We start from the raw sequence: 25,127 nt of genomic DNA on the forward strand, positions 1-25,127 counted from the left end.
TTGGGTAAGCATTGAATTTACTTAAGCTGAGTGTTAAAACAGCTTCATCTGTCTATTATCAACCTCGCTAAGTCTGACACCGATACCTATTAGACGAATAGGGTTGTTTTGTTTTTTATAAAGTTCGGTTATTAGATTTATAAGAGATTGCTTATCTAGTGATTTTGATATTTTAGTCATGCTGGTTTTATTAAATCTAGTATCTGTAAACTTAACAAATATACCTATTATACATTTATAATACTCTTCAGACATACGGCTTGCTAGTTTTTGGTATAAGCTTGGTAATTTCTCTAAGCAAGCATCTAGAGTTTTTAGATCATCTAAATAAGTATTTTCTACACTAATAGATTTACGGATTCGTGTATGGTTAACTGCACGGTTATCAATACCACGAGCATAATTATAAAGACTATTACCAAATTTACCAAAAATTTCTATCAGAGTATTTAAACTTAGTTGTTGCAGTTGTGAACAAGTTTCAACCCCAATATTTTTTAGTTTTTCTTGAGATACCTTACCAACACCAAAAAGTTTTTTAACAGGTAAATCCTTTATAAAATCATCAACTTGTTGTGGTGTTATTATATATAGACCATTTGGCTTATTTATATCGCTAGCTATTTTAGCAAGAAGTTTATTTGGTGCTACTCCGGCTGATCCTGTAAGCCCTGTTTTTTCAAAAATTTGTGTTTTAATCGCTTGGGCAATTAGAGTTGCACTATTGTGATATTCAGCTACTTCTGTTACATCTAGATATGCTTCATCAAATGATAGTGGCTCAACCTTATCTGTAAAAGAGTAGAAGATACTACGAATAATTTCTGAAATAGCTTTATATTTTGCAATATTTGTATTTAACAATATAAGGTTTGGGCATTTTCGTAAGGCTATCGATGTTGGCATTGCGGAGTGTATACCATACTTGCGTGCGATATAGTTACAGGTAGATATTACACCACGCTTAGGATTGGTACCTCCTACAGCAAAAGGTTTACCTTTAAGTTTTGGCTTTTCTATTTCTTCAATTTGAGCAAAAAAATAGTCCATATCTATATGAATTATCTTGCTTATTTTGCCCATGGTATAAATCCGTTGCTGTATTATCTATTAGCCAAGCTTTATTAACTTGTATTATACTTTAATAAATTTTAGTATTTAATTAAGCCCATGTATATATACAAAATAATTTTATTTATATTTAGTGTTATATTTTTTAATTTATGCTTTGCTAAAAATCCACAGTTATATTTATTCCTAGGAGGAGATTCTGCAAAGGATCATATTAAAGAATTAGTCAATCCAGAAGTTGAAGGTGCTCAGATAATTTACTCTTGGAAAAGATTAGAACCAGAAAAAAACAAGTATGATTTTTCAGCTATTAAAGATGATTATAAAATTTTAGAGAAGTATAAGAAAAATTTATTTATTCAGCTGCAGGATAGATCTTTTGATATAAAGAATATCCCTGTACCAAAATATTTACAGTCAAATAAATATGATGGAGGTATTGTAAAGCAAACGGATTTTGCTGGAGAAGGTCAACCAATAGGAGCAGGCTGGGTAACAAAACAATGGAACCCAAATGTAAAAGCTAGATTTCATAAACTCATAGAGCAATTGGCAAAAGAGTTTGATGGTAAAGTAGCAGGTGTGAATTTACCAGAGACTGCAATAGATATTAATCAAAAATTTTTTAATCATAAGTTTTGTAATATCTATGTTGATACAATTATAGATAATATGCTTTTTTTAAAACAACAATTTAAAAAAAGTAAAGCTATTCAATATGTTAACTTTTTACCATGTGAGTGGAATAATGATCATGGTTACATGCAGAGAATATTTAGTACCGCGCGCAAAAATAAAATAGGTTTAGGTAACCCAGATACCATACCATATAGAAAAATGCAGATGAAAAATAGCTATTCTTTTTTTAAAAAGTATAAATCTAGTCTTGATACTATTGCTATAGCAGTACAAGAGCCAGATTACACTTATATTAATCCACACACATCTAAGAAATTTACTCCAGAAGAACTATATGATTTCGATAAGAATTATCTTGGAGCTGATATTATATTTTGGAATATCAAGCAACCAGAGTTTGAAAGTGTTTTAAAACTATTTGCTAATAAGTAATATAATTTTAGATATAAAAATCTGCAAACTCATCAATACTTGGATCTTGCTGCCAAGAATATTCTATCTCGATACTTTTCTGCTTAGCTACCTGGTAGCCTAGCAAATCTGCGATAAAGCCCAGACTCATATCTATGCCGGCACTAACTCCTGAGCTAGTGTAAATGTTATCATCTTTAACCCATCTTGCTCTATCTATCCAGATTACATCAGGCGCGATTGATTTGGTCCAGTTAAGAGCTTTTTTATTTGAGGTAGCTCTTTTTCCGTTAAGTAATTTTGTTTGAGAAAATAAAGATGATCCAGTACAAACTGTAAATATATATTTAGCATTATTTGCTAGTTTAGTAAGTTCAGCTATCAATTTCTTATCATGAATTAGCTTGCGAGTACCCATACCACCAGGTACAAATAAAATATAATCTTTTGAAGTTATTTTAGAGAAATCTTTAGTATTTATTTCTACTGCTTGACTACTAGTGACTATTCCACCATTAATCGAATAATAGTTTGGTTTAAAAAAATCTTTAAAACTCCCTAGGACTTCAATTGGGCCAAATACATCTAGGGTTTCAAAATCATCATATAAGATAGTTACTATTTCTAACATGTTTTTTTTTTTGCATTAAATTTTATTTAGAGATAATACAGTAAAACAAGCTATTTTTATATTTAAATTATAGAGTATATAATTATCATTAATAAACATAAAAAGTATAACTAAATGATATTTTTTAAAAATGTTTCTTATCAGATTGAGATAAAAGAACTCTTTGATAATATTAATTTCTCAATTTTCCCTAACCAAAAAATAGGGTTAGTTGGTAAAAATGGTACTGGCAAAACGACACTTTTTAATCTTATACAAGGTAATCTAACACCGGATAAAGGTGATATTGAAATTGCTAAAAATACTCGCGTAGTCACCGTTAAACAAGAAGTTGATGATTTTGAAGCCAAAGTAATTGACTATGTAGTCAATGGCATAGAATCTTTAAGAGAACTAAAAATTAAAATGCACAATTCTCTGGCAACAGAAAATTTTGTTGAATACTCGAAGTATCATGAAGAGTATGAATCTCTAGGAGGCTACGCAATAGAATCTCAAGCTGGTAAATTGTTATCTGGTTTAGGGTTTGGTATTAGCCAGCTTCAACAAAAAGTAAAAGAGCTTTCAGGTGGTTGGCAGATTCGTCTAAATCTAGCACAAGCGTTATTACAAGAATCTGATATTTTGCTACTTGATGAACCAACAAATCATTTAGATTTAGATGCAGTTTTATGGCTAGAAGAATATTTACAAGAGTATAAAGGTTCTTTATTACTTATCTCTCATGATAGAATATTTTTGGATAATGTTGTTAAGCAAATTTTTCTTATTGATAATAAAAATATAGCAACATATACGGGTAATTATTCATCTTATGAAAAACAAGTTTATGAGCAAAAAGTTCTTCAGCAAAAGCAATTTGTGAAACAACAAAAACATATTGCTCACTTAGAGAGCTTTATAAATAGATTTAAGGCAAAAGCATCGAAAGCAAAACAGGCTCAGAGCCGTGTCAAAATGCTTGAGAAAATCCAGTGTGTAGAAGCAGTTAAAACAGAATCAGATTTTAGTTTTGAATTTAAGCAGGTCAAAGAACATCTTGGTGGTACTTTAGTCAGTTTACAAAATGCAGACCTTGGTTATGGTGATAAAAAAATCTTAAATAATGTCAAACTCAATATCTATAACGAAATGCGTATAGGTCTTTTAGGTTTAAATGGCGCTGGTAAGTCAACTTTGGTAAAAACTTTAGCAGGTGAAATAGCTATTTTAGCAGGTAAGATTGACAAACATCCAAATTTAAGAGTAGGGTATTTCTCACAGCATTCATTAGATATGCTTGACTTACAAGCTTCGCCATTATTACATCTACAACGCCTAGATTACCAAGCTACACAAGAAAAACTTAGAACGTTTTTAGGAAGTTTTAATTTCGTTGGTGATAAGGCTCTAGCAAAAGCTGGGACTTTCTCAGGTGGTGAAAAAGCTAGATTAGCCTTAGCAATGATAATTTATCAACAACCTAATTTTCTTTTACTTGATGAGCCCACAAACCATCTTGATATTGGCGTGCGTGAAGCTTTGACTGTAGCATTACAAAGTTTTCAAGGTGCGATTATTCTTGTTTCGCATGATAGATTTTTGCTTGAGTCAACAGTCGATGAGTATATGCTTGTAGGTAAAGGTGAAGTTAAGGCTTTTGATGGTGATATGAAGGACTATTATAAGTATATACTTGAAGTTAAGAAAGTTGAAAATGAAATTACAAATTCATCATCACAGCCAACTACAGATATTAAAAAACAAACTAGAAAATTCTCAGCTGAAAAGAGGAAGCAGCTAAAGCCATTACAAGATAAGATTAAAAAAATTGAAAGATCTTTAGAGAAGTTACAACAGCAAGATATACAAATGCAACAAAATTTACAAGATCAAAGCTTATATAATGATAAGCTAAAGCTCCAGCAAACCTTAGCGGCACATTCACAACTAAAAGCAAAAATCGAAGAAGTTGAATTAGAGTGGTTTGTAGCACTCGAAGAATTAGAAATTATTAATCAAGCTTAGGCACTATAAGCTTCATCCCAGTTACCAGTCAAGCCAGCTACTTCATACTCGGTGACACGGTTTTCAAAGAAGTTGGTATGATCAGCACCATTTAATATCCATTCTAACCATGTTAAAGGATTCTTCTCAATATTATAGATTTCTTTCAAACCCAGCTGATTTAAGCGCCTATCAGTAATATGACGGATATACTGCTTAACTTCATCAGCTTTGAGACCTTCGATAGTACCAAGCTCATAAGCTAGTTCAATAAATTTATCTTCAAGTTCTACAGCTTTACTAGCCATTAGATAAATCTCTTTTTTGAACTCATTGTCAACTATGTAAGGATTTTCTTGGCAGTAAATTCTAAATAATGCTGCATTGCCTTCGACATGCATTGACTCATCACGAATTGACCATTCGACTACTTTACCCATACCTTTCATCTTACCAAAGCGTTGGAAATTAAGTAGCATTGCAAAAGACGCGAATAAAGCCACACCCTCATTGAATACAGTTTTAGCAAGACATAATCCTAAACCACGACGCGTAGTAGGGTCTGCATCCATCATAAAGTCGATTTTGTCTGTCATCACTTTGTATTCTAAAAATGCATGATATTCAGAGTCAGGAAGTCCTAAAGTATCATTAAGTAATGCATAAGCTCTTTGATGAATACCTTCTCGCGCTGCAAAAGAGCCAAGCATGTTTCTTACTTCATTATTCTTAAATGCTGGTATGAATTGATCATAATAGTTTTGCCCAACTGCAACATCGGATTGAGTAAAAAGTCTTAGAATATTTGTAATATACTCTTTCTCAACTTTAGTTATTTTGCCATTTTTCCAGTCTGTGACATCTTCAGAAAGGTCAATTTCATCTTCTATCCAGTGAGCTTTTTCATGCTTTACAGTAAGATCAACTGCCCATGGATAGTTAAAGGGTTTATATGTCTTTGAGAAAGTTGTTAATGATGAACCTTTGACACGCGCAATGACTTCACCAGCTCTAGCCATAAGATTATCATAACCACCGATATGTACATCTCCAACAAATATCTGCGGCACAGTTTTGATGTGTTCTTCTACAAGTAGAATATTCTTATTTACTTCAGCATAGAACTCAGCTCTTTTGACATCATCGTCAAGAGATATCTGTGTAAAAGGAATATCATTAGCACCAAACCAACTTTTTGCAAGATCACAAAATGGACAATTTGTTTTTGTGTATATTTTTACTTCGACCATATTAACCTATTTTTTGTTTAAAATTTTATCGGCATTAGCTTTAAGCTCTGTAAAGCCACCTATATGTTCATCGTCTATGAATATTTGTGGCATAGTTGAAATAGGAAAGATAACTTTGCCACTTTGGTTCATTTCATCATAAAATCTAGCACGTTGAGCATAATCATCGATTACAGTTTCATCAAAAGCTATATCATTTTCTTCGAACCATTGCTTTGCCCAAACACAAAATGGACAACCATTTCTAGTATATATTTTTACTTTCATACTTTATCCTTCACAAGCGATGCACTCATTTTCAGATTGCTTAAGCTCTGAGAACTCAACAAGCCTCTTTTTCTCGACTTTTTTAGAGATATTTTCAGCTCTATTTGAAGTCTCTGTTCTTAGGTAATATAATCCTTTACAACCATATTTCCAAGCATTAAAGTGCACTTTGTGGAGATATCCACGCGAAGCTCCAGCCGGGAAAAATATATTTAATGACTGTCCTTGACATAGATGTTTTTGGCGCTCGCCACCCAAATAGACTAACCAGTCTTGATCCATTTCAATAGCGGTTTTGAAGACTTCTTTTAACTCTTTACTAAGAAAATCTAGTTGTTGAACTGAACCTCCATTAGTAATAATATCTGACCAAACCTCCTCCGTATTCTTACCAATTTTTTCTAACTCTTGCTCTAGATACTTATTCTTGTTTAGATGTGAACCAACTCGTGTTCTAGAAGTAAAGGCATTTGCTTTCCATGGCTCAATACTCGGAGAAGTATTCAAGATAAGTGAACTGTTTGCATTAGGAGCTATCGCGAGTAAATGCGCATTTCTACGTCCAGTTCCAACCATATCTGGTGCTTCACCTTTCTCAGCACCAAGTATTAGAGTTTCTTCTACTGCTTGTTCTTTGATACGCTTGAATATTTCTTCATTAATTTCTTTTGCTTTTTGAGATTCAAAAGGAACGTGATGAAGCTGTAAATAAGAGTGAAAACCCATAGCTCCTAGGCCAAGACTTCTTTCACGTGAAGCACTATATCTAGCTTTGGCAATCTCATCACCAGCATGATCTATAAAAAATTGTAATACGTTATCTAAAAACCTAATTAGATCTTTAATAAGTGAGGTATCTTTCCATTCATCATATTTTTCTAAATTTACAGAGGATAAGCAACATACGGCTGTACGCTTTTCATCTGTAACTAGATGAATTTCATTACATAGGTTTGAGCCTTTGATTGTCAAACCAAGATCTTTTTGAGCTTTTGGTAAAGCTCTATTGGCTGTATCGATAAAATTTAGGTACGGCTCACCTGTACGATAACGCGTCTCTAATATTGTTTCCCAAATTCTACGAGCTTTGATTACATCTCTTACTGTTTTATCATCGGGGTCAATAAGTTTCCAATCTTGATCATTTGCAACTGCTTGCATGAAGTCATCAGTGAGGTTTACAGCATGGTGGAGGTTTAGACATTTTCTATTAACATCGCCTGTAGGTACGCGAATACCTAAAAACTCAATTATGTCAGGATGTGATACATCCATGTATGCAGCATATGAGCCTTTACGAGTTTTACCCTGTCTGTAGGCAACCATATCAGCATCAACTGTATGCATAAATGGAATAGGTCCAGGAGCTTTATCAGACACCGCGCGCACACTAGACCAATGTCCACCTACACCACCACCTTTTACAGATAACCATCTAAGTTCAGATGAATGCTCAATAAGTCCTTCTAATGAATCCGGCACATAAGATAAAAAACAACTAATAGGCAAAGATCTGACTTTTGCACCTGGAAGAGGGGCGTTAGAAAGTACAGGTGAAGCAAACATAAACCAACTTTTAGCTGCAGCATCATAAATACGTTGAGCTAGATTCATATCTCCGAAAGAGTAAGCAACCGCAGCTCTTGCAAAAGCATATTGTGGAGAGGGTTCATTTTGTAAGCAATAATAATTTGTCAGTAATTGCTGAGCTTGTTTTGAAAGCTCATGATCTCTTGATAAATCAATATTAATGCCAAGGTATTTTTCATTAGACATAATAAAACCCTATTTAAAATGCTTTATACTAACTTAATTTATACTATACTAAACCAGTATAATTTGTTTATTTCCTAGTGAAATTTTATCAATTTTTTCAAATTTTAGAATACTAAAAAATCAAATATTGTGCTTGACTTTGTTGAATCAATTATGAAATGTAGACAGCACAATGCTTGCTGTCCAACTATCTTCAAAAATTATTTTGATAAAATTTCGGCAGCTGCTTTGTTAAGATCTTTTACAGCATTTATAGATATTTGTAATTGCTCTCTTTCTTTATCAGAAATCTCTACTTCTATAGGTCTGACACCATTTGCAGAAATTTCAGTTGGCACACCAACAAATAGGTCTTCATCAAGACCATACATACCAGCTTTTACTTTAGCAGCGCATGGTAAAATCATCTTTTTATCTTTTAAGAAACTTTCTGCCATTTGAATACTTGCAGCGGCTGGAGCATAGTATGCAGACCCTGTTTTAAGCAAAGCAACGATTTCACCACCGCCATTTCTAGTTCTGGATACTATAGCATCTAAGCGCTCTTGCTTAAGTTTACCTTCTTTAACTAGCTGCTCTAATGATACACCAGCAACATTAGACATCTTAGTTAGAGGAACCATAGTATCACCATGACCGCCCATTACATAAGCTTGTATTTGCTGTACAGATATATTTAGCTCATCTGCTAAGAATGTTCTGAACCTAGCAGAGTCTAAGACACCAGCCATACCAACTATTTTGTTATCTGGCACACCTGAGAATTTTTGTAACATATTTACCATAATGTCTAGCGGATTAGTGATACATATCACAAAAGCATTAGGGCAGTTGTGCTTGATACCTTCACCAACTGTTTGCATAGCTTTGATATTAATGTCTAGTAGATCATCACGAGACATACCTGGTTTTCTTGGAACACCAGCTGTTACAATTACAACATCAGAATTTTCTAAGTCTCTGTAATCATTTGTACCTCTAACTTTAAAATCAACCCCTTCAATAGGACAAGTCTGTAATAGATCAAGTGCTTTACCTTGAGGCATACCTTGAGCGATATCAAAAAGAACCACATCACCTAGTTGTTTAATAAGTGCTAAATGAGCAAGAGTACCACCGATATGTCCAGCACCGACTAGTGCTATTTTTTTTCTAGCCATTAAAATCTCCCTTTATGCTAAAAACTGAATCAAAGTAGATGCTAACCATTATAACTAATACTTTAGTCGTTATTCAATGAAAAGTTTTGTAAGCTTTATAGTTTATAATTATAATTGTATTCAAATAAACTTATTAAACATTTATTGATGCTCAAGAAAATCATAAATAATCTCGGTTTGGCTATAGGTTTTATTGGATTAGTTATATTTATGTTTAGCCTATCAGAAACTAATCTAGCACAAAAAAACCTCATAGTTCTGGTTGCCACTTTCATGTTGTTTTTGTCAGCAGCTATTCAAAAAGAGCCTTTTTTTACAGGTTTACAAGGTATAGTATTTGTTAGTGCCATTATGATTTTTTATAATTTAGCTGCGATATATAATTCGTTAGTTTTTATATTTTTAGCATTTGTGTTTGCTATTTATTACTTTTCTAGACATAAGCTTAATATTGCTAGAATATTTGCTTTTATAGGATTAATTGCGCTATGCCTTGGTATACTTTTAGGTAGAAATGAACCAATGGTAGTGTGTGGAATAGTTTTGGCAATTTATGCAGTATTTTCTATCCAAGAAGGCTACACGGTTGGTTGGGTATTTCTAATACTTAATATACTGTTTGCGCTTGTTGCGGCTAACGCATTGTTTGATTTTTTACTAGTTAGGAATTTAAATTATGAGAAAATTATCATTTTTAGACAGGGTTATTGAAGAGTTTGACAGCTATGCTAGATTTACAAAAGCACGACTAAACCCAAACAGAAAATCTCCTAGTAGTAATACTATAGATGGTAATTTAACCGAAGCTGAAAAGAAACATTCAGCTGGATTAATGAGAGTTGACTATACTGGTGAAATTTGTGCACAAGGTTTATATAGAGGTCAAGCGAGTGTAGCAAAATCAGTACAAACAAAAGAGCATTTATATCATGCTGCTGATGAAGAGTATGATCATTTAGCATGGTGTGGAGAGAGACTCCAAGAGCTAGGAGCTAGACCTAGTTTACTTAATCCATTTTGGTATTGGGCATCATTTGGTATCGGCGCTGTTGCTGGATCTATTAGTGATAGCTTAAGTTATGGTTTTGTAGTTGAGACTGAAAAGCAAGTAATGAAGCATCTTGATTCACATTTGAAAAATTTACCTGTGAATGATAATCGCTCACGACAGATTCTTAAGCAGATGTATATTGATGAGTCAGAACATGCTGTTGAGGCAGAAAAAGCAGGTGGTAAAAAATTACCCAAAGCTGTAAAAGCTGTGATGAAATTACAATCAAAAGTAATGACTACTCTTGCGTATAGATTTTAATTTAGCTCTTTTATAGGCTTATGATAAAGTATCTAAAGCTAAGTTTTGTTAACATAAAAAATTAAAAAATAATTATTTGATACTATAAAGGGTAAGAGATAACTTAAGCTATTTCTAGTGTTTTATACCCCTTTTAATAATTAAAGTCATTACCAATTATTTCTTTAATTACAATCCCTGCTATGGTCAAACCAAATAAAGATGGCATATAACTAAGGGTACCATTTGTTGCTCTAGATCTACCTTGTTGGTTAGGTTGTGGATCTTTTGGCGGTAAAGGAGCGATATTTTTCTGTGTTGAGAATACTGCCTTAATGCCTTTTTTTACTTTTTGTTTTTTTAGGCGTGTCCGCATAACTCGTGCTAGAGCACAAACATCGGTATTATAGATGTCAGCTACTTTTATTTGAGTTGGATCAGTTTTACCACCTGCGCCCATACTAGATATCGTTTTGATACCTAATTGATGAGCAGTTTTGACTAAATTTACTTTTGCGTTTAATGTGTCTATAGCATCGATGACATAGTCATAGCTTTGCTGAGTAAGTAATTCTTGGCTATTATCAGGATTTATAAATGTTTGCAGCGCATTGACTTGGCATTGTGGGTTGATATCTATTATACGTTGTTGCATAACTTGTACTTTAGGTATGCCTATAGTACTGTGTAGCGCAATAAGCTGACGGTTAATATTAGATGAATCAACTACATCCATATCAACGATTGTTAACTTACCAATCCCAGCTCTAGCAAGTGCTTCGATTACAAAAGAACCAACACCGCCACAACCAGCAATAAAGATATTTGCATTCTCGAGTTTTTCTAGACCACTATTATTGACTAAGATTGCTGTTCTTTGTGTAATAGCATTTATCATGATTTATGAATATACCTTGTTCAAATCGTTTATGTAATTATAGGCAAATAGATTAGCATAAGGCTCAGCTGTGACATGATCGACTTCATTTATATCAAGTTGAACAGGTAGCCAATCTGTAGTATTAGTTAGGATTTTATTATTATCTAAAACAAAACTATCAACAATCGCATTAGCATTTTTCATAAATTTATCATAGTTAAGTCGAGTAACTACAGAATCTTCTTTGAGAGCAAATAAGTATAAAGGAGTCCTAGTCTTTTCTCCAAAATTAACTATATCGGCAGCTTGCATAGTTTTAATAAGCTCTGGATTAGAGAAAATTTTCTCATCAAATAAATCATACATTGAGTTATTACCTGTTGGTATAGCATAATGAGAAGCTGATTGTTGTTGAGGATATTTTTTGTATAAAGCACTATTAAATACAGCATTAGCAAAATCTTTATTTGGGAGGTGTTTTTGTAGGAATAGTGAGTCGAAAGTATAATGCTTGCCAGCGATGTTACAATTTTCTTGTGGCAAAGTAGAGCATTGCATTTCAAAGAAACCTTTATCAAAGTCATTTATAGATATTGTTTTTGTTACATTGCTATAGTGTAGATAACTCATCAATGTATTAGCCATTAAGCCTGGCTTTAGCATCGATGTGACAAGCTTACTATGTAGGGCATATTTTTGTGAATCATTATTATCAATCATAAAATCTAGAGTTGTATGACTAATATCATATGCACCACTTAAACCAGCCGCGGCTCTATATTTATATAGCTTTTCTAATTTATTGACCCCTTGGCAATTACCTTGCCGCTCTAAACACTTAGCGCTCCATATTGAGTAGCTACCGCCTTCTGAATAGCCTACTGAGAAAAGATTAATTTTAGCGCTAGTATCTAATTTATATTTTTTACGGATTTCGTTACTAACATCATTTAGTAAATCTACTGCTGTATTTACGGTCTGTGTAGGATATAAAACATATGGATGATAATTTTTGTAGTCATCGCCTTGACCGATATAATCTGGTGCAACAACAATATAGCCATTTGCAGCATATACTGCAGCGTAATTAATATTAAAAATAAGGCTTGTTTGGTTATCCTTACTAAAGTTTGATGGTACGCCAGCGTTATCAAATACAGTAGGGTGGTAGTATAAGATAACACCTTTAGGTGAATCAGTATCAGGTAGCATTAGAAGTCCAGATACTTTTGAGGTAACTTTACCTGTGGCAGCAAAGGTATTTGTTGTTTGATAAGCTATTTTATCAAGTTGAATATTTTTGATATTAGTATTTCCTAATGAATTAATATCAATACCATATTGTTTAATATTGTTAATATTTTTGTCACAATCTTGTTGAGAGAGGTTTTCATTACAAAAGTATTTTGTTTTGAAGTCTTTTATTACATCTATTGTTTTCCAAGTAGTTGTGTCTACAACATTGCTATGACCCAAACAACAAAACAGAATTAAGCTTAATAATACGGTTTTTTTCATAATTAAAACTAGCTTTAAAAATTTAAGTTACTATTTTAGCAATTATTTTTTTATAAATCTTCTAATCTAATTCAATATTTCTGACATCTGTAACAGTCATACCAGCTTGTAAAGCGCTAATAAGTCCTGGAACACCATTTTCAAAAACATGACACTCTCGAGGTTTTAGGTTATATTTATCTGCAAGCAAAGTAAACGCCTCTGGAGTGTTTTTGCTTGGATGAGCATCATCAGCAGTAATAATTTCATCAAAAAAACCTCTAAGCCCAATTACATCGAGAGATTTATATACATTTAGCTTTTTACCACCAGATATAACTAGCATAGGTATTTTTCTATGATAATGTTTGATCAAATCAACTATAGGTTTGATAGGTTTTGTTTGACTTAATAGCTCATAAGAGGTTTTTTTGATTTTATCAGCTAATTTAGGTGTTTGATTATCATCAAAATTAAAAACTTCTTTTAGAATATATTCACTAGGCAGGCCATTATATTTATCAAAGTCTACCGATTCAATTTCAATTTTTGTATTTTTCAAAACATTAAGCCATGCATTTATATGAACACCCATATTATTTGCGATAGTACCATCACAATCAAAAATTAGTAGTTTAGTATTTTTATGAACAGGTAAAAGCATATTATTTTCTGAAATTATATTATTAGCGGTATTATATACGATAAATAGAGTTGACATAAGTGCAATTAGTAAGCAAAATTACAAGCGCTAATTTAGATAAATTAACCATAAAACTTTATTAAATGGAGGATGAAATTATGGTATTAGTAGGTAAAAAAGCACCGGTATTCAATGCACCAGCTGTTTTAGGTAATGGTGAGATTGTTGATAGCTATGATTTTGCAAAAGCTATCCAAGGTAAATATGCTGTTGTGGTATTCTATCCATTAGATTTCACGTTTGTTTGCCCCTCTGAGCTCATCGCTTTAGATAAAAGAACAGCTAAGCTTAAAGAGCTTGGTGTAGAAGTTGTTTCTGTATCAATTGATTCACATTTTACTCATAATGCTTGGAGAAATACTTCAATAAAAGATGGTGGTATCGGTCCAGTTAAATATACTATGATTGCTGATATTAACCAAGAAATAGTTAAAGCATATGATGTGCAATCTGCCGGTGGCATGGCTTTTAGAGGTACTTTCTTAATCGATAAGTCTGGAGTAGTACGTCATCAAGTAGTTAATGATTTACCATTAGGTAGAAATATGGATGAAGTTATCAGAATGGTAGAAGCTTTACAATTCCATGAAGAGCATGGAGAAGTTTGTCCAGCTGGTTGGAAGAAAGGTGATCAAGGTATGAAAGCTTCGCCTCAAGGTGTTGCTGAATACCTCTCTGAACATGTTGTAGATCTATAATAAATTTATTCATTATATTAAATATTTCTAACCTTTAAAAATTCTTGGTATTTTAAGCTGTATAGATGAAGAATATTTTTATAACTTTGATAAGTTTGCTCTTGCTTACTTATAATAGCTATGCAGCCGATCAAATTTCTGATATAAATACGCAAAAACAACTTATTCAGACTGATAAAGCTAAGCAAGCAATTAAAACAGATAGCTCAGCAGTTGATGTCGTTGAGCAATATGAAGGAGAGTCTATAGTTGCAGGTAAAACTTTTGATGTTGGTAAAACACTTTTGAAAATAACTGATGCGGATAAAATCAAACCACCATTTTTTAATGGCATCGATAATAATGTAATATTTTCTCAAGCAATGCTTAATACTCAACAACAAACTGGTGACCCTGAGTTTATTTTATTGTCACGACAAAATGGACTTCTAAAAGATGATTATTTATATTTAGGTGGAATGGCCTCATTTAATCCAAGTTGGGGTATAGATACTAAAAATAATATTTCCTCAAATTCTATCAATAATTACAGTTTAGAATATTACATGCTAAGTACTTTAGGTGAATGGACATCTATTTTTGCTTCGCTAAATACTTATGCAATTGGTGGGCAATGGAGTGCTACTCCAGGTGGTGTGTACTTTATTGTTGGTAATTTAAATAAGTTACCTGTGTATACATATGCAGCGCTATCAACAGTCAATTTTGGTAATTTTGATGAGACAACTAACTTTATACCAACCTTAACGCGTATATATTTTATGCAATCTGGTGGTAACGTTAATCTATCTTATAATAAAGATGGACTACAAGCAAATTTCGTCTTTTTAGCATCACCTAAGAGTACTCTGCTGCAAGTTGCTAATGCTTATAATGGTAATGCTAAATTAAGTTTTTCTGTAAATATGAAGTACACCCAAGATTTACAAAGCGTTGGTGATTATTGGTATCTTGGTGCTGCCTATTCAAATGTTTCTGGCTTTACAAATGAGCATAATGATAATATAGGTGTTGCAGATTTTAATTTTGGTATGAACATTAATAAATTTGAGTTTATTAATGAATTTGTTTTTACTGATAAAGGTGTTACCAAAACTACTAATCTTTCTGGAGGTTTTAATTTAAGGGAAGCGTATGCAACATCGATATTTCCTGATCTAAATACTAATGATTTTTTAACTAGTGGTGGTAATGTTTTTGGCTGGTCTTCGCAACTTGACTACACTGCTAATCTTTACAATAAAGATTTAGTGCCATTTGTTAGCTATTCACAAATCCAGCAAGCAGCAGATAACTATTCAGCAGCTATAACTAGTGGCTTTAGGTATAATATTTTTGCTGATGGCTGGCTTGGGTTTAGTTATACATATATCAAAGGTCAGGCTAAAAGTTTTGATCAGCAAGATAACATTTTGGCTATGTATTTAAGGATATTTATTTGAGTATATTTTGCTATCTTATCCTAACAAAGATAAATATTATAATAGATAGTAATTGAATTACTATAATGGTATATTAAGCACATTAAAAAAATTCTAGGAATGCAGGTGTCTAATTTACCATTATGTTCAAAGTGTCAATCAGAATATGTCTATCAAGATGGTCAATTATTAATTTGTCCCGAGTGTGGTTATGAGTGGCAGGCTGGTGAAACTAGTGCTGATAAGTTAGTAGTTAAAGACTCAAATGGAAATTTTCTTACAGATGGGGATTCGATAACTATAATAAAAGACTTAAAACTAAAAGGTTCTTCGCAAGTTATAAAAGTTGGTACTAAAGTAAAAAATATTCGCTTAGTAACAGGCGATCACAATATTGATTGTAAGATTGATGGCTTTGGGGCAATTAAATTAAAGTCTCAGTTTGTAAAAAAAATATAAATATATGAAGTTTGAAAGGCTACTATTTTTGGTAATTTTTATATCAATTTGTAGTTTGTGTTATGCATATTATGTCAAAGATAATGGTAAAAAAATTACTGTTAGCAAAAAAGTAGCAAATACAATTGATGATATAGAGATCCAAGATGGTGAGGCACTTAGTCAACAACAAATTATTAATATAATTCAAAATAATAGTGCTTCAACAGAAGAATTATAGTAGATGTTTAGAAAGTTAGTTGCTCTAGCAAGTATTTTTATAATATCTGCATTTTGTATAGCTAGTACTAATTAAGCAACTGAGCACTTAGATTCTTCTAGTCTGTAAATAATAACTATTTCCCAGAAGAGTGTCCGCAAGCTTGAATCTAATGCTTTTAGAAGGGTTTTCCCTAATGAGGCTTATACAGGATAATGTCCCTTTAAGCTCAGAACAATTTGAAAAAGCTGCGCAACAAGCTATTCAAGATTTAGCAGTTAAAGAGGGTGAAGCATTAACTGATAATGAGAAGCGAGCATTTGCTAAAAAACTACTCATACCAATATGGTGCTGGCTTTAGATTTAATATCTTTTATGATTCCTGGTTAGGATTTGATTACACTAACATAAATTCGCGTAGCACTAATTTTAGTGAAAAACAGAACTATCTTTCTATAAACTATACATTATATTTATAGTAATCTATTGCTATAATTAAATACTTAGTAAAGTTAATAAGAATTTTTAAAATGTCGCGACAAGTTTTTATAGATACTGAAACTACTGGTTTTGATTATAAGATTGGTAATAGAATTATTGAGTTTGGTGCAGTTGAAGTTATCGATAGAAGAATCACAGGAAATACACTACATTTTTACTGCAATCCAAACTATGAAGTTGAAGCTGGAGCTTTAGCTATTCATGGTCTTACAAATGATTTTCTCGCAGACAAACCTCTTTTTGAAGATAAAGTTGATGAAATGATTGATTTTCTAAAAGATGCTGAAGTTATAATTCATAATGCTGCTTTTGATGTGCCATTTATTAATTGGGAACTTAGCCTTTTAAAAAATAATAAGTATGGAACATTAGAGCAACATGTCGCTAAAATTATCGATAGCCTTGAGCTAGCTAGAAAAAAACATCCTCTCCAGAAAAATAACCTTGATGCTCTATGTAAAAGATATCAAATTAGAAATGATCATCGTACTTTTCACGGTGCATTATTAGATAGTGAGCTTTTAGCTGATGTTTATCTGGCTATGACGGGTGGGCAGACTAACCTAAGCCTTCAAACAGTCAAAACAGTAAATAAAAATAGTATTGATATTGATATTAATAAATTAAATTTACGCAAGGCTAATGATAGTATTAGCGATATTTCTGCACATCATAATTATCTTACAAACTTACTAAAATTAGAAGAAGACGCCAAATGGTAAAAAAAATAATTTTTCCAGAAGCAAAAGAACATGAACTTATTTTAGCTGGTAAAGATTTTTTTGCTCGAGATCTATTTTTGGAGAAAAATACTTATAAAGCTTGGTTAGCTCTAAAACAAGCAGCAAGTAATGATGATGTTAGTTTATTTATAGTATCTGGCTTTAGAAGTTATGAATACCAGCAAAAAATCATAGATAGAAAACTTGCTAATGGCCAGACTTTAGAACAAATTATGAAAGTAAACGCTTTGCCAGGAGAGAGTGAACATCATACTGGTAAGGCTATTGATTTAACAACTGGAGATGAAAAAGAAGTTTTGACAGAGAGCTTCGAGAAAACTTATGCTTTTGAGTGGTTAACTAAAAATGCACATAAATATGGCTTTAAGCTGAGTTTTCCGCGTAATAATGATTATGGATTTGTATATGAGCCATGGCACTGGTGTTACCACGATGAAAAGTGTTAATAGATTTTTATTTATAAGTGTTTTTATAATATTGCTAAATTCTTGTAGTACAGCAAAAAAAGATGTCACAAAACTGGAGTTTGTTTCTAGTAGCTATCCTTGGATATTTAGCTCTGTGCGTAAAGAACTTGTCCAAGGTGATGTAACTGAGGCAATCAAAAAAAATAATAGCATCGGCAATGTTAGACAGCTTAAAAGTCTTAATCAATTAGAATCTGGAAGATTAACACAGTTAAATAGTGATTATCAAGCCTCAATAACAGCTTATAACAAAGTCATAGAGTCGCTACCTAAAAATCAACAACAGTCTTTAGATCAAGCCAAAAAAATACTTCTAAACAGAAATACATATGATTATTATGATATTAAAACTGCATATAATATCCCAGATTACGCAATTACTTTTTTGTATACTTATCAGGCTTTAAACTATCTTGAAACAAATAATATTAAAGAGGCAATACAAGTACTTAATAGCCTTGATAAGGCTAAAATATGGCGTGATGAGCAAGAAATTCTTGCTGAAGGGATGAAGCAACTTGGGCAAAAAGACTTAGTTAGAAATGAGATAACAAGTGATAATCTAGGTTTAGGAAACTTTAAAGCATTAACACAAATGCTTGAGTTTTCAAAAAGAATTCCCAATGCATATGGTAATCCAATGAGCTACTATCTCAAAGCATTACTTGATTCTGCAGTTTCAAAAGATTACCAAAAGTCTTTGACAGATATTGAAGAGGCACAACAGTACACTGTTGGCAATAAGCACCTTGACCAAACTGCTAATGAGTTTAGGTCAGCGATAATAAGCCAGACATCGCCATTTGCAATGGGTATGGGAAGAGTAGTAGTATTTTATGAGCAGGGGCTTGTATATACGCGTAGATCTGCTCAAGCAAGTCTAGATCTTGGTAATATAGGTGTCAGAAAGATTGATCTACCGGTGTATAGTACTGATTATAATTTCTTTGATCCAAAGAGAGTTATAATCTCAGCAGGTGATACCATTGTAACTGATACATACACAGAGACTTTGTTAGATACAACTTTGTTTGCAATGAAATCTTTGGTAGAAGCATACTCGAAATTTATAACTCAAAATGTTGTTATTGAGGCGTTTAAATATGATTATGAAAAGAATTTTGCTTTAGGAGGTTTATTAGGTAGTACCTTGAAGTTTGATTTATCAAAAACGGATCCTAAGAGAGCAGATTTAAGAAGTTGGTTATTACTACCAAATAGTGTTGATTTATTTGAGCAACAACTTGATAGTGGCAATTATATGATTCAAGTCAACAATATTCGTCAGAAAATTGCTGTTCAGCAAGGTAAAACGACTCTTTTATGGATCGTTGATATTGGCAAGTTAAAAAAAGTCTATTATTTTATTTTCTAATTTATTTGGCATATAGCTAATAAAATAAAGATCTAAATCTTTTATTTAAAAATAATAAAAAGATTTTTAATTGAGCAGCTCAACTAACGCTCATTGTTATTTTGAATGCTTATACAAATAACACATTTATTATATTTTTATTATTATTGTAGAAATTTTATTGAACAATAATATATTTGCGTAAAAGCTAGTTAGATAGTAAATCAACAGAGAATTATATTTACTCGTGTTAAATCAAGTGATATAAATAAATCTATAGGAGACGAAAAAAGAGGTATTTATGAAGGATGTTATAATTTTGGGTGCCGGTAGAGTCGGTTCACTTGTAAGTTGTTTATTGGTTGAAAGTGGTAATTATAGAGTTCATTTGCTTGATAAACATATTCCTGAGGATAAACCAGTTTTAGAAAAAAATGTTGATAATTTAAAGCATGTAGAATTAGATGCTACAAGTCCTACAGATTTAGAAAACTATGTAAAAGAATACAATATCAAAACAATTGTTTCATGTTTGCCATTTTTTCTTAATAAGGGTATTGCTAAATTAGCTGGTGAACTTGAGCTTAATTATTTTGATTTAACAGAAGATGTTGAAGTTACTAGCTATATTAAAAGCATTGCAAAGAATGCTAAAAATAATTTTTTTGCTCCTCAATGTGGTTTGGCACCTGGATTTATCAGTATAGTATCAAACAATCTCATGAAAGAATTTGAATCAATAGATACCGTGCGTATGAGAGTAGGAGCATTGCCATTAAATGTATCAAATACGCTTCAATATGCTTTAACTTGGTCAACTGAAGGACTAGTAAATGAGTATGCTAAGCCATGTGAGGGTATCGTTGATGGGGAGAAAAGAACTTTAGCGCCATTAGCAGATATTGAAGAGATAAAGATTGATGGTCTTACTTATGAAGCTTTTAATACCTCTGGTGGTATTGGCTCGATGATAGAGACTTACGCTGGTAAGGTTAAAAATATAAACTATAAAAGTGTTCGCTATCCAGGGCATTGTGAGAAAATGAAGTTCCTAATGCAGGATATGAAGCTTGGCGAAGATTTAGAAACAATGGTTAAAATTATGGAGAAAGCTTTGCCGCGTATTAATCAAGATATTGTGCTTATCTATGTCTCTGTTGATGGTATCCGTAAAGGTCTAAAAGCTGAACGCCATTTCGCCCAGAAATATCCATCAAAATTTATGTTTGGTAAGTATTTTTCAGCTTTACAACTAACAACTGCAACTAGTTTATGCGTTAGTATAGATCTTTTACTTGATGGTAAAGGTGAGCCTAAAGGTTTTATAAATCAAGAATCGATATGTCTAAAAAAATTTTATAAAAATAGATTTGGTCAATACTATAAGAAATCTGGACTATTAATACAAGCAGATTAATATAGGAGGAAGCATGAGTATTTTAAAAGAATTAGATTTGGGCTTAGAGAAATATATCACTAATGATACTACTAATATTATAGAGACCCTAAATCCCGCAACTGGTGAGCTTTTAGCTAAAGTTAAAAATCAAAGTGTGGCAGATATGCAAGAGGCTATCATAAAAGCTACTAAAGTTGCTAAGCAATGGCGCCAAATTCCAGCACCTAAAAGAGGTGAATTAGTTAGACTAATAGGTGAAGAGTTACGCAAAAATAAAAATCATCTAGGAAGTCTAGTATCTCTCGAGATGGGTAAATCTAAACAAGAGGGCGATGGAGAAGTTCAAGAAATGATAGATATGGCAGATTTTGCTGTAGGACAGTCACGCATGTTATATGGTGTTATGATGAATTCTGAGCGTCATAATCACAGAATGTATGAGCAATGGCATCCTTTAGGTGTTATTGGGGTTATCTCGGCTTTTAACTTCCCCGTAGCAGTATGGTCTTGGAATGCTTTTATAGCAGTAATTTGTGGTAATACAGTAGTCTGGAAGCCATCTGAAAAAACACCTTTGTGTTCTATTGCAGTACACAATATTTGCCAAAAGGTAATTAAAGAGCATAGTTACCCTGAAATTTTTTACACAGTGATTTCTAAAGATGTTGAAGTGTCAAAAACATTAGTTAATGATCAAAGAGTTAATCTAGTATCTTTCACCGGTTCGACAAAAGTAGGACAAGATGTTGGTCAGCAAGTTGCCAAAAGATTTGCTAAGTCAATCTTAGAATTAGGTGGTAATAATGCTACAATTATTGATGAGTCTGCGAATTTGAAACTTGCAATTCCAGCAGCAGTTTTTGGTGCTGTTGGTACTGCTGGGCAGAGATGTACCTCATTAAGAAGATTGTTTGTTCATGAGTCGATCTATGACTTAGTCAAAGAGAAAATGATTAATGCTTATAAGCAAGTCAAAGTTGGTGATCCTCTCGATCAAATTAATCTAATGGGACCTCTTATAGATCAAGCTGCAGTTGATAATTTTACTAGAACTATAGAGCAAGCTGTCAATCAAGGTGGTAAAATTCTAACAGGTGGTAAGAGTATCGCAAAGCCTGGTTTTTTTGTCGAGCCAACTATTATCGAGGCTAATGCAAATATGCCAATCGTTGCTGAAGAAAACTTTTGTCCAATATTATACATAATGCCTTTTAAAAGCATTGAAGAAGCTATAGTGCTAAACAATAGTGTAAAATACGGCTTATCAAGCTCTATATTTACCGATAACCTTCAAAATGCTGAAAAGTTCTTGTCTAGTTTAGGTAGTGATTGTGGTATAGCTAATGTAAATATTGGTACTTCAGGAGCAGAGATTGGTGGGGCTTTCGGTGGTGAGAAGCATACTGGAGGAGGGCGAGAAGCTGGTTCAGATGCATGGAAAGCATATATGCGTCGCCAAACTAGTACTATCAACTATGGTAAAGATTTACCATTAGCACAAGGAATTAAATTTAATCTAGGGGAGTAATGTTATGAGTATTGATATTTTAGATAAGTTATGGGAGCAATATATTAGTGGTAATCCTCACGCAAAAGAAATTTATGATTTGTTTGTAAAAAATGGCGAAAATCCTATAAATGACCATATTGCTTTGCGAACCTTAGATGATGAAAGGATAAATATCTATAAGTTGGCAGAAGTTTTTATTAATAAAGGCTATAGTATTTGTGATGATTATGATTTTGCAGTAAAAAAACTTAAGGCGATTCATCTTGAACATAGTGATGATAATCAACCTAAAGTATTTATTAGCCAGCTTCTAACAAGAGAGTTCTCTGATGAATTACAACAGACATTAAAAAAATGTGTTGATCTAATACCACAGCAGTTACTTGATAACCCTGAAAAGTTATTATTATCTGGTGTGAGTTGGCAAATCGATTATACTACATACAAAAAACTGCTTAAAGAGTCTGAATATGCGGCATGGTTCTATGCTTTTGGTTTTAGGGCTAACCATTTTACTGTATTTATCAATGATTTGAAAAAATTTGATGAGGTTTCTCAAGTAAATAGTTTTCTTAAACAAAATGGTTTTAGACTTAACTCATCAGGAGGCGAAATCAAAGGTTCAAAACAAGAATTACTTGAACAATCAAGTACTATGTCAGGTTTAGCTGAGGTTAATTTCAAAGATGGTAAGCGAGAAATTCCATCATGTTATTATGAATTTGCTAAGAGATATCCGGATAGTTCTGGTAAGTTATATCAAGGTTTCGTTGCTAAATCTGCAGATAAAATATTTGAAAGCACAAACACTAAATAAATTGCTGTATCAAGCTTATTTTTTTTCAATAAACTTCTTTGTTACTATATATTTATATAGGGTATATTTAGAAGAAGTTATAAATGTCAAACCCTTGTCATAAGAAACATTTAGGTAAACTAAATAGAGTAGCTGGTCAAGTAGAAGCAATCAAAAGAATGATTGATGATCAGCGTTATTGCGTCGATATTATTACTCAAGTTAAAGCTGCTAGGAGTGCTTTGAAATCAATTGAGTTAGCTATTTTGGAGACGCATATCCAATCTTGTCTAGAGGAATCTTACCAGCTAGATTATCAAGTATCATTACAACAAAGAATAGCACAATTAATGAAACTTCTAAAAAAATATCAATAAGGGAAAATAATATGAGTAAGCAACAAGCAATAATTTATAGAATGGTGACAGATAAACATGTTTGTCCTTTTGGTATTAAAGCTAAGGATTTGCTAAGACGCAAAGGCTATCTTATAGAAGATATTCATCTTAAAGATAGACAACAGGTAGATGAATTTAAAAGTAAATATAATGTCAAGACCACTCCACAAATATTTATACATGGAAATAGAATTGGCGGCTATGATGATTTAGTTAAATTTTTGGGTTTAGCAAAAGATAAACAAGCAAAATCATATAAGCCTGTAGTAGCAGTTTTTGCAATGACTTTTTTATTAGCGCTAGCATTTAGTTATTTCATTCTAGGCAGTGTATTTGGTTTATTAACCATAAAAGTGTTTATGGGGCTAAGTATTGCTTTTTTAGCGACATTGAAGTTTCAAAATTTAGATAGTTTTGTTAATCAGTTTATTACTTATGATTTGTTAGCAATGCGCTATCTAAGATATGCATATATTTATCCATTTGCAGAAGCTTTTGTTGGTATAGCTATCGTCGCATCAATTTTTAGTATTCTAGCTGCAGTGATAGCAGTCTTGATAGGCTTAATTGGCGCTATTTCTGTTTTTTATGCTGTATATATTCAAAAGCGTGAGCTGAAATGTGCTTGTGTAGGAGGTAATAGTAATGTTCCTTTAGGCTTTTTGTCTTTAACAGAGAATATAATGATGATAGCTATGGGTATTTGGATGGTTTTGATGTGAGTCAATAATTGTTTGAAATTATTTTAACAATCTTGGCAAATAAATCCTCATATATTGAGCTTTTGCGCATCACTAAATCTATTTCTCTATAGAAATCCCTATTGTCAATATCAATATATTTGACATTTTCAGCCTTAGTGCAAGCAATCTTAGGAATTAGAGTTATACCTTCATCGATAGATACCATTTGTCTTAGGGTCTCTAGACTGCTGCCTTTAAAGTCATTATTATTAAACTCACTTAATGCACAGAGCTTAAGAGTTTGATCTCTAAGGCAATGACCTTCATCAAGAAGCATAAGGTTTTGTTTAACTATCTCTTTTACACAAATTTTCTTATTTTTTGCTAATGGATTAGTCTTTGCTACAGCTACATAAAATTTATCATCAAAGACTTTTTTTCTTTTGAATTGGTAGTTTTCTGTAGGTGTTGCTAGTAAGGCAAAATCGACTTTACCTTGATCAAGCATTTTGACGAGAATGTCTGTTTTTTCTTCCACTATCGCAATACTTAGATTAGGCAATTCTTGCTTGATAGCAGGGAGAATTTTGGGCATTAAGTAAGGACATAAAGTTGGAAAAGCACCGATTGAAATGCTAATTTTACCATTATCTAAAAGTAGTTCAGAAATTTTCTTAAGATTACTTACTTCATCAAGAATCTTATATGCTTGGTTAACAATTTTCATCCCTGATTTAGTTATCAAGACTTGTTTTGTGCCACGCTCAAAAATTTGAATACCAATGTACTCTTCAAATTTTTTTATTTGCATACTTAGCGCAGGCTGGCTGACAAAACATTTTTCTGACGCTGTAATAAAACTTTTAGTTTCATATACAGAAATGATATATTCAAGAGTACGGGTATTCATAAGTAAAGTTTATACTTACTATAAATA

27 protein-coding genes are annotated in these 25,127 nt (G+C 32.4%); 17 read left to right on the forward strand and 10 right to left on the reverse strand.

What is annotated here, in order from left to right; all coding sequences use genetic code 11:
- Positions 1 to 33: 33 nt before the first annotated feature.
- Positions 34 to 1,083, reverse strand: a complete 1,050-nt coding sequence (gene dinB, locus CGC45_RS03725; protein ID WP_071629018.1) for a DNA polymerase IV — start codon at positions 1,081 to 1,083, stop codon at positions 34 to 36.
- Between the two features lie 87 nt (positions 1,084 to 1,170).
- On the opposite strand from dinB, the gene CGC45_RS09300 reads away from it, so the two are divergent.
- The gene (locus tag CGC45_RS09300; RefSeq protein WP_071629019.1) at positions 1,171 to 2,142 is read left to right on the forward strand and encodes a hypothetical protein; all 972 of its coding nucleotides are present in this window, start codon (positions 1,171 to 1,173) and stop codon (positions 2,140 to 2,142) included.
- A 7-nt stretch (positions 2,143 to 2,149) separates the two neighbouring features.
- Here CGC45_RS09300 and CGC45_RS03735 read toward each other — a convergent pair whose 3' ends face one another.
- The gene (locus CGC45_RS03735) at positions 2,150 to 2,752 is read right to left on the reverse strand and encodes a DJ-1/PfpI family protein (RefSeq protein ID WP_071629020.1); all 603 of its coding nucleotides are present in this window, start codon (positions 2,750 to 2,752) and stop codon (positions 2,150 to 2,152) included.
- A gap of 114 nt (positions 2,753 to 2,866) precedes the next feature.
- Here CGC45_RS03735 and CGC45_RS03740 point away from each other — a divergent pair, with 114 nt between their 5' ends.
- Entirely contained in the window at positions 2,867 to 4,759 is a 1,893-nt protein-coding gene (locus CGC45_RS03740; protein ID WP_071629021.1) for an ABC-F family ATP-binding cassette domain-containing protein, read from the forward strand.
- Here CGC45_RS03740 and CGC45_RS03745 read toward each other — a convergent pair.
- The 4 genes from CGC45_RS03745 to mdh form a co-directional block, all read right to left on the reverse strand.
- The gene (locus CGC45_RS03745; protein WP_071629022.1) at positions 4,756 to 5,988 is read right to left on the reverse strand and encodes a ribonucleotide-diphosphate reductase subunit beta; all 1,233 of its coding nucleotides are present in this window, start codon (positions 5,986 to 5,988) and stop codon (positions 4,756 to 4,758) included. The two genes, CGC45_RS03740 and CGC45_RS03745, sit on opposite strands and share 4 nt — an antisense overlap.
- Before the next feature lie 6 nt (positions 5,989 to 5,994).
- Positions 5,995 to 6,255: a glutaredoxin domain-containing protein gene (locus tag CGC45_RS03750; protein WP_071629023.1), complete on the reverse strand. Its 261-nt coding sequence runs from the start codon at positions 6,253 to 6,255 to the stop codon at positions 5,995 to 5,997.
- 3 nt (positions 6,256 to 6,258) lie between these two features.
- Complete coding sequence (locus tag CGC45_RS03755; protein ID WP_071629024.1) at positions 6,259 to 8,031, reverse strand: ribonucleoside-diphosphate reductase subunit alpha; 1,773 nt, start codon at positions 8,029 to 8,031, stop codon at positions 6,259 to 6,261.
- A gap of 200 nt (positions 8,032 to 8,231) precedes the next feature.
- Positions 8,232 to 9,191, reverse strand: a complete 960-nt coding sequence (gene mdh / locus CGC45_RS03760) for a malate dehydrogenase (RefSeq protein ID WP_071629025.1) — start codon at positions 9,189 to 9,191, stop codon at positions 8,232 to 8,234.
- Positions 9,192 to 9,338: 147 nt separating this feature from the next.
- Here mdh and CGC45_RS03765 point away from each other — a divergent pair, with 147 nt between their 5' ends.
- The gene (locus CGC45_RS03765) at positions 9,339 to 9,902 is read left to right on the forward strand and encodes an MFS transporter (RefSeq protein ID WP_071629026.1); all 564 of its coding nucleotides are present in this window, start codon (positions 9,339 to 9,341) and stop codon (positions 9,900 to 9,902) included.
- Complete coding sequence (gene coq7, locus CGC45_RS03770) at positions 9,868 to 10,503, forward strand: 2-polyprenyl-3-methyl-6-methoxy-1,4-benzoquinone monooxygenase (RefSeq protein ID WP_071629027.1); 636 nt, start codon at positions 9,868 to 9,870, stop codon at positions 10,501 to 10,503. The genes CGC45_RS03765 and coq7 overlap by 35 nt, the downstream gene beginning before the upstream one ends.
- Before the next feature lie 133 nt (positions 10,504 to 10,636).
- Here the strand turns inward: coq7 and CGC45_RS03775 are convergent, their stop codons facing one another.
- The 3 genes from CGC45_RS03775 to CGC45_RS03785 form a co-directional block, all read right to left on the reverse strand.
- Positions 10,637 to 11,380 carry a tRNA threonylcarbamoyladenosine dehydratase gene (locus CGC45_RS03775; RefSeq protein WP_071629028.1) on the reverse strand — a complete coding sequence of 248 codons (744 nt, stop codon included), beginning with the start codon at positions 11,378 to 11,380 and terminating at the stop codon, positions 10,637 to 10,639.
- A gap of 3 nt (positions 11,381 to 11,383) precedes the next feature.
- Positions 11,384 to 12,880 carry an alpha/beta hydrolase family protein gene (locus CGC45_RS03780; RefSeq protein WP_071629029.1) on the reverse strand — a complete coding sequence of 499 codons (1,497 nt, stop codon included), beginning with the start codon at positions 12,878 to 12,880 and terminating at the stop codon, positions 11,384 to 11,386.
- Positions 12,881 to 12,941: 61 nt separating this feature from the next.
- Positions 12,942 to 13,523 carry an HAD family hydrolase gene (locus CGC45_RS03785; protein WP_071629960.1) on the reverse strand — a complete coding sequence of 194 codons (582 nt, stop codon included), beginning with the start codon at positions 13,521 to 13,523 and terminating at the stop codon, positions 12,942 to 12,944.
- Positions 13,524 to 13,660: 137 nt separating this feature from the next.
- Between CGC45_RS03785 and CGC45_RS03790 the strand changes: the two genes are divergently transcribed.
- From CGC45_RS03790 to CGC45_RS03850, 13 genes are all read left to right on the forward strand, one after another.
- On the forward strand, positions 13,661 to 14,260 hold the full coding sequence (locus tag CGC45_RS03790; protein WP_071629961.1) for a peroxiredoxin: 600 nt from the start codon (positions 13,661 to 13,663) through the stop codon (positions 14,258 to 14,260).
- 65 nt (positions 14,261 to 14,325) lie between these two features.
- Positions 14,326 to 15,702, forward strand: a complete 1,377-nt coding sequence (locus CGC45_RS03795) for a hypothetical protein (RefSeq protein WP_071629030.1) — start codon at positions 14,326 to 14,328, stop codon at positions 15,700 to 15,702.
- 105 nt (positions 15,703 to 15,807) lie between these two features.
- Positions 15,808 to 16,140, forward strand: a complete 333-nt coding sequence (locus CGC45_RS03800) for a zinc ribbon domain-containing protein YjdM (protein WP_071629031.1) — start codon at positions 15,808 to 15,810, stop codon at positions 16,138 to 16,140.
- Positions 16,141 to 16,144: 4 nt separating this feature from the next.
- A complete protein-coding gene (locus tag CGC45_RS03805; protein ID WP_071629032.1) occupies positions 16,145 to 16,360 on the forward strand; it encodes a hypothetical protein in 216 nt (71 codons plus the stop codon).
- A gap of 175 nt (positions 16,361 to 16,535) precedes the next feature.
- Positions 16,536 to 16,700: a hypothetical protein gene (locus CGC45_RS09305; protein ID WP_232310107.1), complete on the forward strand. Its 165-nt coding sequence runs from the start codon at positions 16,536 to 16,538 to the stop codon at positions 16,698 to 16,700.
- Between the two features lie 169 nt (positions 16,701 to 16,869).
- Entirely contained in the window at positions 16,870 to 17,562 is a 693-nt protein-coding gene (gene dnaQ / locus CGC45_RS03815) for a DNA polymerase III subunit epsilon (RefSeq protein ID WP_071629033.1), read from the forward strand.
- Positions 17,556 to 18,029: a M15 family metallopeptidase gene (locus CGC45_RS03820; protein ID WP_071629034.1), complete on the forward strand. Its 474-nt coding sequence runs from the start codon at positions 17,556 to 17,558 to the stop codon at positions 18,027 to 18,029. Before dnaQ ends, CGC45_RS03820 begins: the two co-directional genes overlap by 7 nt.
- A complete protein-coding gene (locus tag CGC45_RS03825) occupies positions 18,016 to 19,425 on the forward strand; it encodes a COG3014 family protein (RefSeq protein WP_071629035.1) in 1,410 nt (469 codons plus the stop codon). The genes CGC45_RS03820 and CGC45_RS03825 overlap by 14 nt, the downstream gene beginning before the upstream one ends.
- 280 nt (positions 19,426 to 19,705) lie before the next feature.
- Complete coding sequence (locus CGC45_RS03830; protein WP_071629036.1) at positions 19,706 to 20,821, forward strand: saccharopine dehydrogenase family protein; 1,116 nt, start codon at positions 19,706 to 19,708, stop codon at positions 20,819 to 20,821.
- A gap of 13 nt (positions 20,822 to 20,834) precedes the next feature.
- A complete protein-coding gene (amaB, locus tag CGC45_RS03835; RefSeq protein ID WP_071629037.1) occupies positions 20,835 to 22,331 on the forward strand; it encodes an L-piperidine-6-carboxylate dehydrogenase in 1,497 nt (498 codons plus the stop codon).
- A gap of 4 nt (positions 22,332 to 22,335) precedes the next feature.
- Positions 22,336 to 23,130: a DUF1338 domain-containing protein gene (locus tag CGC45_RS03840; RefSeq protein WP_071629038.1), complete on the forward strand. Its 795-nt coding sequence runs from the start codon at positions 22,336 to 22,338 to the stop codon at positions 23,128 to 23,130.
- A gap of 83 nt (positions 23,131 to 23,213) precedes the next feature.
- Entirely contained in the window at positions 23,214 to 23,486 is a 273-nt protein-coding gene (locus CGC45_RS03845; RefSeq protein WP_071629039.1) for a metal-sensitive transcriptional regulator, read from the forward strand.
- A gap of 11 nt (positions 23,487 to 23,497) precedes the next feature.
- Positions 23,498 to 24,229 (forward strand): MauE/DoxX family redox-associated membrane protein, encoded by a 732-nt coding sequence (locus tag CGC45_RS03850; RefSeq protein WP_071629040.1) that lies wholly within the window; start codon positions 23,498 to 23,500, stop codon positions 24,227 to 24,229.
- Position 24,230: 1 nt separating this feature from the next.
- Here CGC45_RS03850 and oxyR read toward each other — a convergent pair whose 3' ends face one another.
- Positions 24,231 to 25,100, reverse strand: coding sequence for an oxidative stress transcriptional regulator OxyR (gene oxyR / locus CGC45_RS03855; protein WP_071629041.1), 870 nt, complete (start codon positions 25,098 to 25,100; stop codon positions 24,231 to 24,233).
- Between the last annotated feature and the right edge of the window lie 27 nt (positions 25,101 to 25,127).

The organism is Francisella opportunistica, assembly GCF_003347135.1.
Taxonomy (GTDB): Bacteria; Pseudomonadota; Gammaproteobacteria; order Francisellales; family Francisellaceae; genus Francisella; species Francisella opportunistica.